General features: G+C 71.9%; 13 protein-coding genes and 1 pseudogene. 4 read left to right on the forward strand and 10 right to left on the reverse strand.

Annotation, left to right across the window (positions count from 1 at the left end; translation table 11 throughout):
• Window positions 1-163 precede the first annotated feature (163 nt).
• The 4 genes from BKN37_RS21535 to BKN37_RS21550 all read right to left on the reverse strand — a co-directional run bounded on the left by BKN37_RS21535 (window position 164) and on the right by BKN37_RS21550 (window position 3,129).
• Entirely contained in the window at window positions 164-628 is a 465-nt protein-coding gene (locus BKN37_RS21535; RefSeq protein ID WP_071028992.1) for a PH domain-containing protein, read from the reverse strand.
• Window positions 625-1,110 (reverse strand): 6,7-dimethyl-8-ribityllumazine synthase, encoded by a 486-nt coding sequence (ribH, locus tag BKN37_RS21540; protein WP_071028993.1) that lies wholly within the window; start codon window positions 1,108-1,110, stop codon window positions 625-627. The genes BKN37_RS21535 and ribH overlap by 4 nt, the downstream gene beginning before the upstream one ends.
• A gap of 49 nt (window positions 1,111-1,159) precedes the next feature.
• Window positions 1,160-2,437, reverse strand: coding sequence for a bifunctional 3,4-dihydroxy-2-butanone-4-phosphate synthase/GTP cyclohydrolase II (locus BKN37_RS21545; RefSeq protein WP_071028994.1), 1,278 nt, complete (start codon window positions 2,435-2,437; stop codon window positions 1,160-1,162).
• A 92-nt stretch (window positions 2,438-2,529) separates the two neighbouring features.
• Window positions 2,530-3,129, reverse strand: a complete 600-nt coding sequence (locus BKN37_RS21550; RefSeq protein ID WP_071028995.1) for a riboflavin synthase — start codon at window positions 3,127-3,129, stop codon at window positions 2,530-2,532.
• A gap of 83 nt (window positions 3,130-3,212) precedes the next feature.
• On the opposite strand from BKN37_RS21550, the gene BKN37_RS21555 reads away from it, so the two are divergent.
• Both BKN37_RS21555 and BKN37_RS21560 read left to right on the forward strand, forming a co-directional pair.
• Window positions 3,213-3,920: an LppX_LprAFG lipoprotein gene (locus BKN37_RS21555; RefSeq protein ID WP_071028996.1), complete on the forward strand. Its 708-nt coding sequence runs from the start codon at window positions 3,213-3,215 to the stop codon at window positions 3,918-3,920.
• On the forward strand, window positions 3,920-5,467 hold the full coding sequence (locus BKN37_RS21560; RefSeq protein WP_071028997.1) for an MFS transporter: 1,548 nt from the start codon (window positions 3,920-3,922) through the stop codon (window positions 5,465-5,467). Before BKN37_RS21555 ends, BKN37_RS21560 begins: the two co-directional genes overlap by 1 nt.
• Before the next feature lie 101 nt (window positions 5,468-5,568).
• On the opposite strand, the gene ribD is transcribed toward BKN37_RS21560, so the two are convergent.
• From ribD to fmt, 4 genes are read right to left on the reverse strand one after another with little or no spacing between them, the layout of a single operon-like run.
• Window positions 5,569-6,582: a bifunctional diaminohydroxyphosphoribosylaminopyrimidine deaminase/5-amino-6-(5-phosphoribosylamino)uracil reductase RibD gene (gene ribD, locus BKN37_RS21565; RefSeq protein WP_071028998.1), complete on the reverse strand. Its 1,014-nt coding sequence runs from the start codon at window positions 6,580-6,582 to the stop codon at window positions 5,569-5,571.
• Window positions 6,579-7,256 (reverse strand): ribulose-phosphate 3-epimerase, encoded by a 678-nt coding sequence (gene rpe / locus BKN37_RS21570; RefSeq protein WP_071028999.1) that lies wholly within the window; start codon window positions 7,254-7,256, stop codon window positions 6,579-6,581. Before rpe ends, ribD begins: the two co-directional genes overlap by 4 nt.
• Window positions 7,257-7,261: 5 nt before the next feature.
• On the reverse strand, window positions 7,262-8,662 hold the full coding sequence (locus tag BKN37_RS21575; RefSeq protein ID WP_071029000.1) for an RsmB/NOP family class I SAM-dependent RNA methyltransferase: 1,401 nt from the start codon (window positions 8,660-8,662) through the stop codon (window positions 7,262-7,264).
• Entirely contained in the window at window positions 8,659-9,585 is a 927-nt protein-coding gene (gene fmt / locus BKN37_RS21580; RefSeq protein WP_071029001.1) for a methionyl-tRNA formyltransferase, read from the reverse strand. The genes BKN37_RS21575 and fmt overlap by 4 nt, the downstream gene beginning before the upstream one ends.
• A 107-nt stretch (window positions 9,586-9,692) precedes the next feature.
• On the opposite strand from fmt, the gene BKN37_RS21585 reads away from it, so the two are divergent.
• Window positions 9,693-10,241: a TIGR03086 family metal-binding protein gene (locus BKN37_RS21585; protein ID WP_071029002.1), complete on the forward strand. Its 549-nt coding sequence runs from the start codon at window positions 9,693-9,695 to the stop codon at window positions 10,239-10,241.
• Between the two features lie 37 nt (window positions 10,242-10,278).
• Here the strand turns inward: BKN37_RS21585 and BKN37_RS21590 are convergent, their stop codons facing one another.
• The gene (locus BKN37_RS21590) at window positions 10,279-10,746 is read right to left on the reverse strand and encodes a MarR family winged helix-turn-helix transcriptional regulator (RefSeq protein ID WP_071029004.1); all 468 of its coding nucleotides are present in this window, start codon (window positions 10,744-10,746) and stop codon (window positions 10,279-10,281) included.
• A 157-nt stretch (window positions 10,747-10,903) separates the two neighbouring features.
• Here BKN37_RS21590 and BKN37_RS21595 point away from each other — a divergent pair, with 157 nt between their 5' ends.
• Window positions 10,904-11,728 carry a class I SAM-dependent methyltransferase gene (locus BKN37_RS21595; RefSeq protein WP_071029003.1) on the forward strand — a complete coding sequence of 275 codons (825 nt, stop codon included), beginning with the start codon at window positions 10,904-10,906 and terminating at the stop codon, window positions 11,726-11,728.
• Window positions 11,729-11,734: 6 nt separating this feature from the next.
• Here the strand turns inward: BKN37_RS21595 and BKN37_RS21600 are convergent.
• Window positions 11,735-12,447 (reverse strand): annotated as a pseudogene (locus BKN37_RS21600) (primosome assembly protein PriA); the annotation flags it as partial.

Genomic DNA, 12,447 nt, shown 5'->3' on the forward strand with positions numbered 1-12,447 from the left:
ACGCCAACCCCGAGGGCGGCAGACGCAAAATGAGCCAGACACCAGGTAAGACAGAACCAACCACCGCGCCACGGCACCTGTCACGCAGACACACCGCAACCCGGCACACTCACACTGACACTGAGACGTAAAAGCACCGTTTTGGGTCGAGAAAAGGGGGCTTTTACGTCTGCTCGCGGGGGCGGCGGTAGCGAGCGACCAGGTCCCGCACCGCGTCCATGGCCGCCACGGCGCGCTCCTTGTCGACGGCCTGGATCGCCATCACCGGGATGTACTCGTCGTCGGGCAGGTCGATCCGCGCCCAGCGCGCGCCGGCCGGAAACGACACCCCCTCCACCACCGACCACGGGATCAGCCGGTAGCCGAACAGGTTGCGCACCGACAGCCCGGCCGCCCCGACCCGCAGCCGCGGACGGGCGAACAGCAGCACACAGCCGGCGATGACCAGGCCGAGCCCGGCGATCGCCACCTGGTCGGCGGTCTGGAAGATCACCCCGGACGAGCGGATCTTGAGCAAAAAACCCACCGCGATGTGCACGGCGGCGATCAGGAAGGCCGCGGTGTAGGCGAAGTAGGGCGCCCGGTGCGGGCGCACCACCACATCCCAGTCGTCGGTGGAGCTGGTCACGAGGCGGCGGTGCGCAGGTCGCGCAGGGTCAGCGCGGTGCTGAGCGCCGCCGCGGCCGCCTGCGCCCCCTTGTCTTCGCTCGACGTCGGCAATCCGGCCCGCTCCAGGGCCTGCTGCTCGGTGTTGGTGGTCAGCACCCCGTTGGCGACCGGCGTGGCGGAGTCCAGCGAAACCCGGGTCAGCCCCTGGGTCACCGCATCACACACATAGTCGAAATGCGGTGTGGCGCCGCGGATCACCACACCCAAGGCGACGACGGCGTCGTGGCTGTGGGCCAACTCCTGGGCCACCACCGGGATCTCGATCGCGCCGAGCACCCGCACCACGGTGGGGTTGTCGATGCCGGCGTCGGCGGCCACCTTGACCGCACCGGCCAGCAACGCGTCACAGATCTGGGGGTGCCAGGTGCTGGCCACAATCGCCAGCGTCAGCCCGGACGCGTCGAGCACCGGCAGCTCCGGCACCCCGGCGGCTCCGCTCACGAGCGCGGCTCCTTCTCATCGCCGCGCTCTGCAGCGTCGTCCGCGCCACTCACAGGGCACCGCCGAATTCGCCGGGCAGATGCACGGATTCGTCGAAATCGTCCAGCCCGGTCAGGTCGTGACCCATCCGGTCCCGCTTGGTCATCAGGTACCGGATGTTCTCCGCATTGGCCCGCACCGGCAGCGGCACCCGCTCGATGATGTGCAGCCCGTAGCCGTCCAAGCCGACCCGCTTGGCGGGGTTGTTGGTCAGCAGCCGCATCGAGCGCACCCCGAGATCGACCAGGATCTGCGCGCCGGTGCCGTAGTCGCGGGCGTCGGCCGGCAACCCCAGCTTGAGGTTGGCGTCGACGGTGTCGTCGCCGGCGTCCTGCAGCTGATAGGCCTGCAGCTTGTGCATCAGCCCGATGCCGCGGCCCTCGTGGCCGCGCATGTAGAGCACCACGCCGCGGCCCTCGCGGGCCACCATCGCCATCGCCGCGTCCAGCTGGGGTCCGCAGTCGCAGCGCCGCGACCCGAACACGTCACCGGTCAGGCATTCCGAGTGCACCCGGACCAGCACGTCGTGGCCGTCGCTGTGCGGCCCGGCGATCTCGCCGCGGACCAGCGCCACGTGTTCGACGTCCTCATAGATGCTGGTGTAGCCGACCGCCCGGAACTCGCCGTGCCGGGTGGGGATCCGGGCCTCGGCGATCCGCTCGATGTGCTTCTCGTGTTTGCGGCGGTACTCGATGAGGTCGGCGATGGCGATCAGCGCCAGATCATGCTCGTCGGCGAACACCCGCAGCTCGTCGGTCTGCGCCATCGCGCCCTCGTCCTTTTGGCTGACGATCTCGCAGATCGCCCCGGCGGGTTGCAGACCCGCCAGCCGGGCCAGGTCGACGGCGGCCTCGGTGTGGCCGGGGCGGCGCAGCACACCGCCGTCCTTGGCGCGCAGCGGAACCACGTGCCCGGGCCGGGTGAAATCGTCGGCGACGCTGGTGGGATCGGCCAGCAGCCGCATCGTGGTGGCCCGGTCCGAGGCCGAAATCCCGGTCCCCACCCCGTTTTTGGCGTCGACGGTGACGGTGTAGGCGGTGCCGTGTTTGTCCTGGTTGACCGCGTACATCGGCAACAAGCCCAGCCGGTCGCAGACCGCGCCGTCCAGCGGCACGCACAGGTAGCCGGAGGTGTACCGCACCATGAAGGCCACCAGCTCCGGGGTGGCCTTCTCGGCGGCGAAGATCAGATCGCCCTCGTTCTCCCGATCCTCGTCGTCGATGACGACGACGGGTTTACCGGCCGCGATGTCGGCAAGAGCCCGCTCGACGGTGTCCAGCCTCGTCATCCGTGCCACCTCAGTCCGTTCGGGAGCGCCAGTCCGCGGAACCCCGTCCGTCCAGTATGAACCACCGCGTGATCACCGTTATTGCCCTGGTCTTACTCAGCGGGATGTTGCAGCAGGCGTTCGACGTATTTCGCGATGACATCGACCTCCAGGTTGACCGGTGTTCCCACCGGTGCGCGGCCCAGGGTGGTCAGCTCCCGGGTGGTTGGGATCAGCGATACCTCAAACCAGTCGGCACCCACCCCGGAGACGGTCAGGGAGATCCCGTCGACGGTGATCGAGCCCTTTTCCACCACGTAGCGGGCCAGGGCGGGCGGCAGCGCGATGCGCACCACCTCCCAATGCTCGGCCGGGGTGCGGGCCAGCACGTGACCGGTGCCGTCGACGTGGCCCTGCACGATGTGCCCGCCCAGCCGGCCGCCCACCGGGGCGGCGCGCTCCAGGTTCACCGCGGCACCGGCGTCGAGCTTCTGCAGGCTGGAGCGGTCCAATGTCTCGCGCATCACATCGGCGGAAAACCGGCCGCCGGGCAGCACCTCCACCACCGTCAGGCACACCCCGTTGACGGCGATCGAGTCGCCGTGGGCGGCGTCGGCGGTGACGACCGGCCCGTGGATGACCAACCGCGCGGCGTCGGTCAGATCCTCGCGCGCGACCACCTCGCCCAATTCCTCGACAATGCCGGTGAACACCGCACCAGGGTAGAGCCTGCGGCGCGGCGGCACCCACCGACGGCGCCACCACGGTTTTCGTCGGCACCGTTACGATTGCCATCATGCTGACGCGCCGCCGCAGAATCCCCGCCGTAATGCTCGCCGCCCTCGCCTTGACCGTCGGGCTCATCGCCGGATGCTCCTCGTCGAAGTCGAAGTCCACCGCCGAGCTGCCCGACCCCACCACCTTGCTCAAGCAATCCAGTGCGAGCACCAAGAGCCTCAAGAGCGTGCACCTGGATCTGTCGGTGACCGGGAAGATCGACAAGCTGCCGGTCAAGACGCTCAACGGCGATCTGACCACCGATCCCAAAACCGCAGCCAAGGGCGACGCGAAGATCACCTTCGGGGGCTCCGACGTCGACGTGAAGTTCGTGGTGTTCGACGCGGACCTGTATGCGGTGCTCACCGGCGACACCTGGACCGATTACGGCCCGGCCGCCGAGATTTATGACCCCTCGCAGATCCTGAACCCGGACACCGGGCTGGCCAACGTGCTGGCCAACTTCACCGACGCCAAGGCCGAGGACCAGGAAACCATTAACGGCCAGGACACCATCAAGATCTCCGGGAAGGTTCCCGCCGACGCGGTCAACAAGCTGGCCGCGCAGCTCAACGCGACCGAGCCGCTGCCGGCGACGGTGTGGATCCAGGCCGCCGAGCCGCACCAGCTGGTGCAGGCCACCCTGGACAAGAGCAAGGGCAACTCGATCCAGATGACCCTGTCGAACTGGAACAAGCCGGTCACCGTCGACAAGCCGGCGGTGTGATGCGGGCCGGCCGTACCGTAGCGATCGGCGCCGGGAGCCTCGCCGTCCTACTGGGTGCCCTCGACACCTATGTCGTGGTCACGATCATGCGCGACATCATGGCCCCGCCGCCCGACGGTGTCGGTATCCCGATCAACAAGATTCAGCAGATCACCCCGATCGTCACCTGCTACCTGTTGGGCTACATCGCGGCGATGCCGCTGCTGGGTCGGGCGTCCGACCGGTTCGGCCGCAAGATGCTGCTGCAGGCCAGCCTGGCGGCGTTCGCGGCCGGCTCGGTGGTCACCGCCTTGTCCACCGACCTGTCCATGCTGGTGGTCGGCCGCACCATTCAGGGGGTGGCCAGCGGTGCGCTGCTGCCGGTGACGCTGGCGCTGGGCGCCGACCTGTGGTCGGAACGCAACCGCGCCGGGGTGCTCGGCGGTATCGGTGCCGCCCAGGAGCTGGGCAGCGTGCTGGGGCCGCTGTACGGCATTTTCATCGTGTGGTTGCTGCGGGACTGGCGCGACGTGTTCTGGATCAACGTGCCGCTGACCGCGATCGCGATGGTGATGATCCACTTCAGCCTGCCGGCCAAGGCCAAGGGCGACGGCCCGCCGGAACGCATCGACATCATCGGCGGGGTGCTGCTGGCGGTCACGCTGGGCCTGGCCGTGCTCGGGCTGTACAACCCGGAGCCCAGCGCCAAACAGGCGCTGCCCGACTGGGGGCTGCCGGCGCTGGGGTTCGCGCTGCTGGCCGCGGTGGCGTTCGGGGTGTGGGAGCGGTTCTTCGCCCGCACCCGGCTCATCGACCCGGTCGGCGTGCACTTCCGGGCGTTTCTGGCGGCGCTGGGCGCCTCGCTGTGCGCGGGCGCCGCGCTGATGGTGACCCTGGTCAACGTCGAATTGTTCGGTCAGGGTGTGCTGGGCCTGGACCAAAACGCGGCGGCGGGTCTGCTGCTGCGGTTTTTGATCGCGCTGCCGATCGGCGCCCTGGCCGGCGGCTGGATCGCCACCCGGGTGGGTGACCGGGCGGTCACCTTCGCCGGGTTGCTCATCGCCGCGTTCGGCTACTGGTGGATCTCCAAGTGGCCGGTCGATCTGCTGGCGTACCGGCACAACTTCGGTTTTTTCACGCTGCCGGCCATGGACACCGACCTGGCGCTGGCCGGGATCGGGTTGGGCCTGGTGATCGGGCCGCTGACCTCGGCGGCGCTGCGGGTGGTGCCCTCGGCGCAGCACGGCATCGCCTCGTCGGGGGTGGTGGTGGCCCGGATGACCGGCATGCTGGTCGGGATGGCCGCGCTGTCGGCGTGGGGGCTGCACCGGTTCAACCAGATCCTGGCCGGCCTGCCGAGCCGCGGTGCTGGTCACTCGCTGGCCGAACAGCTGGCCGCGCAGGCGGCCAATTACCGGCTCGCGTTCGCCATGCAGTACGGGGAGATGTTCTTCATCACCGCGATCGTGTGCGTGGTCGGCGCGCTGCTGGGCCTGCTGATCGGGGCCCGCAAGGAACACGCCGACGAGCCGGAGCCGGATGCGGAGGCCGCGTTCTCCGAGCCCTGATCGCGGGCGTCGACCCCGGCGCGAGCGTGCACAAATGTACGGGTTTCCAGGGGTTTTGGCGTACATTTGCGCACGCTCGCGGCGCGGGAGGCCCAGGCGGGTCAGCCGGGGACCAGGCTGAGCAGCACATCGGGGCCGACGCGCTGCACCCCGTCGAACCGCCAGCGCAGCGCCCGCGCGATGGACGGCACCCCGACGTCGTGCACGGCGGTGATCGGCCCGCCCAGCAGGATCGGCGCCACGTAGGCCAGGATGCGGTCGATCGCCCCGGCCCGCAGAAACGCCCCGGCCAGGGTGGGGCCGCCCTCGATGAGCACATCGGTGCGGTCGCTCAGCGCCCGCAGCACCTCGGCCGGCTCGTGGGTGCGGATCACCATGGTGCGCGAGTCGTCGTTGAGCACCTTTGCCTCCGAGGAGATTTCGCGCTCCCCCACCACCACGCGCAGCGGCTGGCGATCGGCCAGGCTGCCGTCGGGCAGCCTGGCGGTCAACGTCGGGTCGTCGGCCAGCACGGTGCCGGTGCCGACCACGATCGCGTCGGCGGCTGCGCGGCGGCGATGCACGTCGGCGCGGGCGGCGTCGCTGGTGATCCACTGGCTGGAGCCGTCGGCGGCCGCGCTGCGCCCGTCGACGCTGGCGGCGTACTTCCAGGTGACGTGCGGCAGCCCGGTGCGCTGTTTGTGCAGCCATTCCCGCAGCGGCCCGGCCGCCACCGCCTCGGCCTGCACACCGGTGACCACCCGCACCCCCGCCGCCCGCAGCCGGTCGGCGCCGCCGGCGGCGATCGGGTTGGGGTCGGTGACGGCGTAGACCACCTCGGCGACCCCGGCGTCGAGCAGGGCGTCGGTGCACGGCGGGGTTTTGCCGTGGTGGTTGCAGGGCTCCAGGGTGATCACCGCCGTGCCGCCGGCGGCCAGGGCGCCGGCCCGGCGCAACGCCACCACCGCGGCGTGCGCGCCGCCGGCGGGTTCGGTGCCGCCCACCCCGACCACCCGCTGGTCGCGGTCCACGATGACCGCGCCGACCGGCGGATTGGGGTAGGTGGCGCCCTTGACCTTGTCGGCCTGCTCGATCGCCAGCCCCATCGCGGCGTCGTGGCCGAGGGCCACGTTCATGGCCGCAGATGCGGGGAGGCGGCGCTGGCCTGCCGGCGCAGCGCCGCGACGGCCGCGGCCGGGTCCGCGGCGCTGTAGACCGCCGACCCGGCGACAAAGCAGTCCACCCCGGCCTCGGCGGCCGCCTCGATGGTGTCGGCGTTGATGCCGCCGTCGATCTCGACCAGGATCTGCAACTCACCGGAGTCGACCAGTTTGCGCAGGGTGCGTACCTTGCCCAGCACCTCGGGGATGAAGGACTGGCCGCCGAAACCGGGCTCCACCGACATCACCAGCAAGGTGTCGAAGTCGCGCAGGATGTCCAGGTAGGGCTCCAGCGGGGTGCCCGGTTTGACGGACAGCCCGGCCTTGGCGCCGGCGGCCCGGATATCGCGGGCCACGGCGACCGGGTTGTCGGTGGCCTCGGCGTGGAAGGTGACGTTGTGGGCGCCGGCCTCGGCGTACGGCGGCGCCCAGCGGTCCGGGTCCTCGATCATCAGATGGCAGTCCATCGGGATGTCGGTGGCCTTGAGCAGGCTTTCCACCACCGGCAGCCCGAGGGTCAGGTTCGGCACGAAATGGCCGTCCATCACGTCCACGTGCAGCCAGTCGGCGCCTTGCACGGCGGCGGCTTCGTCGGCCAGCCGGGCGAAATCGGCGGCCAGGATCGACGGGGCTATCAGGGGCCGTGACATGGCGTTCAGCCTACTTGCAGCGCCGCGGCGAACATGGCGTCGGTGCCGTGCCGGTGCGGCCACAGCTGCACGTACGGGCCGTCGCCGAGATCGGCGGCGGGGGCGAACAGCGGCCGGGTGTCCAGCGCGGTCACCGGGTGGCGGCGCAGCGCGTCGGCGACGACGCCGACGGTTTCGGCCAGGTGCGGCGAGCAGGTGGCGTACAGCACCGCCCCGCCGGGGCGGGTCAGCGCGATCGCGGCGCCCAGCAGTTCGCGCTGCAGCTTGGTCAGCTGCGGCAGGTCGGTGGGCTGGCGCCGCCACCGCGACTCCGGTCGGCGGCGCAGCGACCCCAGCCCGGTGCACGGCACGTCGACCAGCACCCGGTCGAAGCCGGGTTCCAGGCCGGCATCGCGCCCGTCGGCGCAGACCACCTCGACCGGCAGGCCGCGGGTGTTGTCGGTGACCAGGCCGGCGCGTTTGGCCGACACCTCGACGGCGGTGACCCGGGCGCCGACCTGGGCGCCCAGCCCGGCCAGCAGCGCGGTTTTGCCGCCCGGTCCGGCGCACAGGTCCAGCCACCGCCCGGCGTCGTCGTCGATGGGCGCCAGCGTCAACGCGCGGGCCACCAGCTGGCTGCCCTCGTCTTGGACCAGGGCCTGCCCGTCGCGCACCGCGGCCAGCTGCGCGGGGTCACCGCCGGGCAGGTACACCGCGTGCGGCGAATACCGGCCGACGGCACCGCCGACCGTCGCGGCCAGCTCGGCGGCGGACAGCACCCCGGGCCGGGCGGCCAGGTGCACCTGGGGCCGCTCGTCGTCGCTGGCCAGCACCGCCGCCAGCTCCCCGGCCCGGGCGCCCAGCGCGTCGGCGAAGGCTTGGGCGATCCAGCGCGGATGGGCGTGGCTGAACGCCAGCTGCCCGACCGGGTCATGGGCCGGTGCCAGCTCGGCCACCCAGGACTGCTCGTCGCGGGCGCTGATGGTGCGCAGCACGCCGTTGACGAAACCCGCTCGGGACGAGTCGAATTCGATGCCGGCCTGGTCGACGGTGGTGGACACCGCGGCGTGCGCGTCCACCCGGGTGCGCAGCAGCTGGTAGCTGCCCAGCCGCAGCAGATCCAGCAGCACGGGGTTGATGGTGTCGGCCGGTCGTTCCGCGGCGGCGGCGATCACCGCGTCCAGCAGGCCGCGGGTACGGCAGGTGCCGTAGGTCAGTTCGGTGGCGAACGCGGCGTCGCGGCCGGTGATGCCGCGTTCCCGCAACAGCGCCGGCAGCGCCAGGTTCGGGTAGGCGTCGCGTTCGGTGACCGCCCGCAGCACGTCGAACGCGGCGCGCCGGGCCGGGTCCAGCGGTTTGCGGCGCGGCTTTCCGGGCGGTTTGCGCTGCGGCGGTTTGCGGAAGGGCCGCTTTTTGGGGTGCGTCATGACGCCCGCACGGCCGGGTCGAGCCGGGCGCCGCGGGCCCAGTCGGCGGCGTTCATGGCTTTCTTCCCGGGTGGCTGGAGCTGGCCCAGCCGCACCGGATCCGACCCGGTGCCGATCCAGACATGGCGCCGGTCGGTGTGAATGCCACCGGGCGGCAACGGTTTCGGCGCGTCGACGGCGACGCTGACCGGCCCGATCTTGACCCGCAGGTCCCCGATCAGGGTCCAGGCGCCCGGGTTGGGGGTGACGGCCCGGATACCGCGCTCGATGGCCTGGGCCGGCTGGTCCCAGCGCACCCGGGCCTGCTCGACGGTGACCTTCGGGGCGTAGCTGACCCCGTCGGCCGACTGCGGCACCGGGGTCAGCGTCCCCAGGCCGTCCAGGGTGGCCTCCAGCAGCGCCGCGCCGGACACCGCGAGCCGCTCCAGCAGGTCACCGGCGGTGTCGGTCGGTCGGATCGTCTCGGTGACCACGCCGTACACCGGTCCGGAGTCCAGGTCCGGTTCGATTTGGAAGGTGCTGGCGCCGGTGATGGGGTCGCCGGCGGCGATGGCGGCTTGCACCGGGGCGGCGCCCCGCCACGCCGGCAGCAGCGAAAAGTGCAGGTTGATCCAACCGTGGGCGGGCACCGCGAGCAGGCCGTCGCGCAGCAGCGCGCCGTAGGCCACCACCGCGCAGCACTCCGGCGCCAGCGCCGACAGTTGCCCGACGAACTCCGCCGAGTTGGGTTTGGCCGGCCGCAGCACCGGGATGTCGTGCTCGAGCGCCAGCCGGGCCACCGGCGACGGCTCCGGTTTGCCGCGCCGGCCGACGGCGGCGTCGGGTCGGGTGAGCACCGCGATCACCTCGTGGCGGGGTGAGTCGATGAGCCGCTGCAGCGCGGGCAGCGCGGGTTCGGGGGTGCCGGCAAAGACGAGGCGCACCGAGCCAGTGTAGGGACGGCCGGCGATTCCCGGGAAAACCGATCGACGGCGCCGCAACTGGGGTGAAATTGCGGGCGAGCCGGATCGACCGCGGAGGAGGCGGATTCATGGACCCACTCGACGCCCACCAACGTGCGCAAGACGCCTTCGCCGCCGTGCTGAGCAACGTCGCCGCCGACCAGCTCGACGCCCCCACCCCCTGCACCGAGTGGACGGTCGCTGATCTCATCGACCACGTCGTCACCGGCAACGAGCGCGTCGCGCAGCGGGCCGGCGCCTACCAACAGCCCCCGGCCCGGCCCGGCGACCTGCTGCAAGCGCACCGGAATGCCGCCGCCGCGGCGCAGCGGGCGTTCGCCGGCCCAGACGGTATGACGACCATGTTCGAGCTCCCGTTCGGCCAGGTTCCCGGCAGCGTCGTGATCGGCATGCGCAGCACCGATGCCCTGACCCACGCCTGGGATCTGGCCACCGCCACCGGCCAGCCCACCGACCTCGACCCCGAGCTGGCGACGGATCTGCTGGCCGCCGCCCGGGAGCGGCTGCGGCCCGATTTCCGAGGACCGGGGAAACCCTTTGCCGAGGAACGCCCATGCGCACCGGGTCGCCCGCCGATCGATCAGCTCGCCGCGTTCCTGGGCCGCAGCGTCGACTAAGCCGCCGCAGCGGGTCGATCGGGATCCGCGCCGGCGGCTAGGCCTCACCGTCGAGATGCGCTGCGGGTTCCCCGCCGGCGGCGGTGAACGCCGTCAGGGCCCGCACCAGCCCCCGCCGTTCCGGCGCCGGCATGCGTTCCACGATGCGAGCGATCTCGGCGCGCCGCTGACTGGTGACCTCCCGAACCACCGCGGTGCCGCGTTCGGTCAGCGCCGCCAGCAGTTCGCGTCGCGAGGTCGGGTGCGGTAACCGGTCGATCAGCCCGGCGCCGACCAGCCGGTCGACCATCCGCCCGGCCGCCGACGGCTGCACCCCCAGCAGACCGGCCAGCGTGGCCAGGTTGATCGGGCCGTGATTGCCCAGCAGCACCAGGGTTCGGAATTGCGGGATGGTGATGGTCTCGTCCAGCTGGGCGATGGAGTGCGCCGAGATGGCCACCAGCAGCCGGGACGCGGTCAGCAAGGCGTCGGTGATCGCATCCAGCGACTCGTCTTCGGTGGGCATGGTGCCGGTCAACGTGCTGGCCTCCCCTTCAGGCGATCCACAGAACGCTAGCAGGACTCTACTATTTCCTATGTCTACTGTTTCTCATAGCTACTAGATCGGCGCGGCGGGTGCCCCCGCCGAACAGCGCCGTGTGACGGCTTTGAGGAGGTTCCTGATGACGGTTGACACGCTGAGCGCCGCCGAGCAGACCGCGGCGTCCCTGCACCGCGCGATGTGGGCGATGGGCGACTACGCCCTGATGGCCGAGCAGGTGATGGCCCCGATCGGCCCGGCGCTGGTCAGCGCCAGCGGCATCGGCGCCGGGGATCGGGTGCTCGACGTGGCCGCCGGATCCGGCAACATCTCGATCCCGGCCGCGCTGACCGGCGCCACCGTCGTCTCCACCGATCTCACCCCGCAGCTGCTGCAGCGCTCGCAGCTGCGGGCCCGCGACCACGACGTGACGATGGCCTGGCGGGAGGCCGATGCGCAGGCCCTGCCGTTCGCCGACGGCGAGTTCGATGCGGTGCTGTCCGGGATCGGGGTGATGTTCGCGCCCAACCATCAGCGCGCCGCCGACGAACTGGTGCGGGTCTGCCGCCCGGGCGGGACGATCGCGCTGGCGAACTGGACACCCGAGGGGTTCTTCGGCCGGATGCTGGCGGCGATCCGGCCGTACCGGCCCACCCAGGTGCCTGGTGTGCCGCCGGCGGCGCTGTGGGGCCGCGACGACTATGTCGGCAACCTGCTGGGCGGCCGGGTCAGCGTCATCCGCGCCGGGCGGTGGATGTTGCGGGTGGACCGGTTCGACAGCGCCCACGCGGTGCACGGCTACTTCAAGAACCATTACGGCCCGACCATCGACGCCTACCGCGCGATCGGCGACAACCCCGCGCTGGTCGCCGCGCTGGACGCCGAGCTGATCGACCTCGCCGACCGCCACCTGAGCGCCGGTGTCATGGAGTGGGAGTACCTGCTGGTCGTCGCGCGCAAGCGGTGAGCCGCCCTAGCCGACGTGCAGCGGGTCGATCTGGATCCGCACCGGCGGCTGGTCGTGGCGGGCGGACGCCACCGCGGTGCCGCGCCGCAGCGCCGCCGCCAGCGCCAGGCCCTGCTCGCGGCGCACCCGCACCAGCATCCGGGTCACCGCCAGGTCGGCGGGCAGGCCCGCGGGGGGCCGCGCCCCGGGTGGCAGCTCCACCGGGCCGAGCAGGTCGGCGCCGTCGGGCAGCTCGGTTTCGGCCAGCAACGCCGTCACCGCCTCGGCACCGCCGTCCAGCGCGGCCAGGTGCGCGGCCGGCGGCAGACCGACCTCGGTGCGCGCGGCCAGCTCGGATTCGGCGTGGCCCACCGGATCCCACCGGATCAGCGCCTGCACGGTGGGGATCACCGATTCGGCCACCACCGTCACCACCCCGCTGTCGCCGCGGCCGCGGACCAGCGCCGCGGCGGCCATCCAGCGCCGCAGCGTGTCCTCGGCCGCGCGCAGGTCCTGGCGGCCCAGCAGCGCCCAGCTGTCCAGCAGCAGCGCGGCCCCGTAGCCGCCGACCGCGCGCGGTTCGGCGCCGGGGGTGGCGATCACCAGGGCCGGGCCGGGGTCGATCGCGGTCACCACGGCGTCACCGGCCGAGGTGATCACGGTGGCGCCGGGAAACGCGCGGCCCAACTCCTCGGCGGTGCGGCGGGCGCCGACGACGACGGCGCGCACCGCATCCGAGC

This window comes from Mycobacterium talmoniae (genome assembly GCF_001854525.1).
GTDB lineage: Bacteria > Actinomycetota > Actinomycetes > Mycobacteriales > Mycobacteriaceae > Mycobacterium > Mycobacterium talmoniae.

What these genes read in the sequence shown, in the direction of transcription:
- BKN37_RS21590 (WP_071029004.1), bottom strand. Translation starts at nt 10,746, where the DNA reads ATGCCCACCGAAGACGAGTCGCTGGATGCGATCACCGACGCCTTGCTG.
- ribD (WP_071028998.1), bottom strand. Translation starts at nt 6,582, where the DNA reads ATGAACGTGGCCCTCGGCCACGACGCCGCGATGGGGCTGGCGATCGAG.
- BKN37_RS21595 (WP_071029003.1), top strand. Translation starts at nt 10,904, where the DNA reads ATGACGGTTGACACGCTGAGCGCCGCCGAGCAGACCGCGGCGTCCCTG.
- BKN37_RS21555 (WP_071028996.1), top strand. Translation starts at nt 3,213, where the DNA reads ATGCTGACGCGCCGCCGCAGAATCCCCGCCGTAATGCTCGCCGCCCTC.
- rpe (WP_071028999.1), bottom strand. Translation starts at nt 7,256, where the DNA reads ATGTCACGGCCCCTGATAGCCCCGTCGATCCTGGCCGCCGATTTCGCC.
- BKN37_RS21575 (WP_071029000.1), bottom strand. Translation starts at nt 8,662, where the DNA reads ATGACGCACCCCAAAAAGCGGCCCTTCCGCAAACCGCCGCAGCGCAAA.
- BKN37_RS21545 (WP_071028994.1), bottom strand. Translation starts at nt 2,437, where the DNA reads ATGACGAGGCTGGACACCGTCGAGCGGGCTCTTGCCGACATCGCGGCC.
- BKN37_RS21585 (WP_071029002.1), top strand. Translation starts at nt 9,693, where the DNA reads ATGGACCCACTCGACGCCCACCAACGTGCGCAAGACGCCTTCGCCGCC.
- BKN37_RS21560 (WP_071028997.1), top strand. Translation starts at nt 3,920, where the DNA reads ATGCGGGCCGGCCGTACCGTAGCGATCGGCGCCGGGAGCCTCGCCGTC.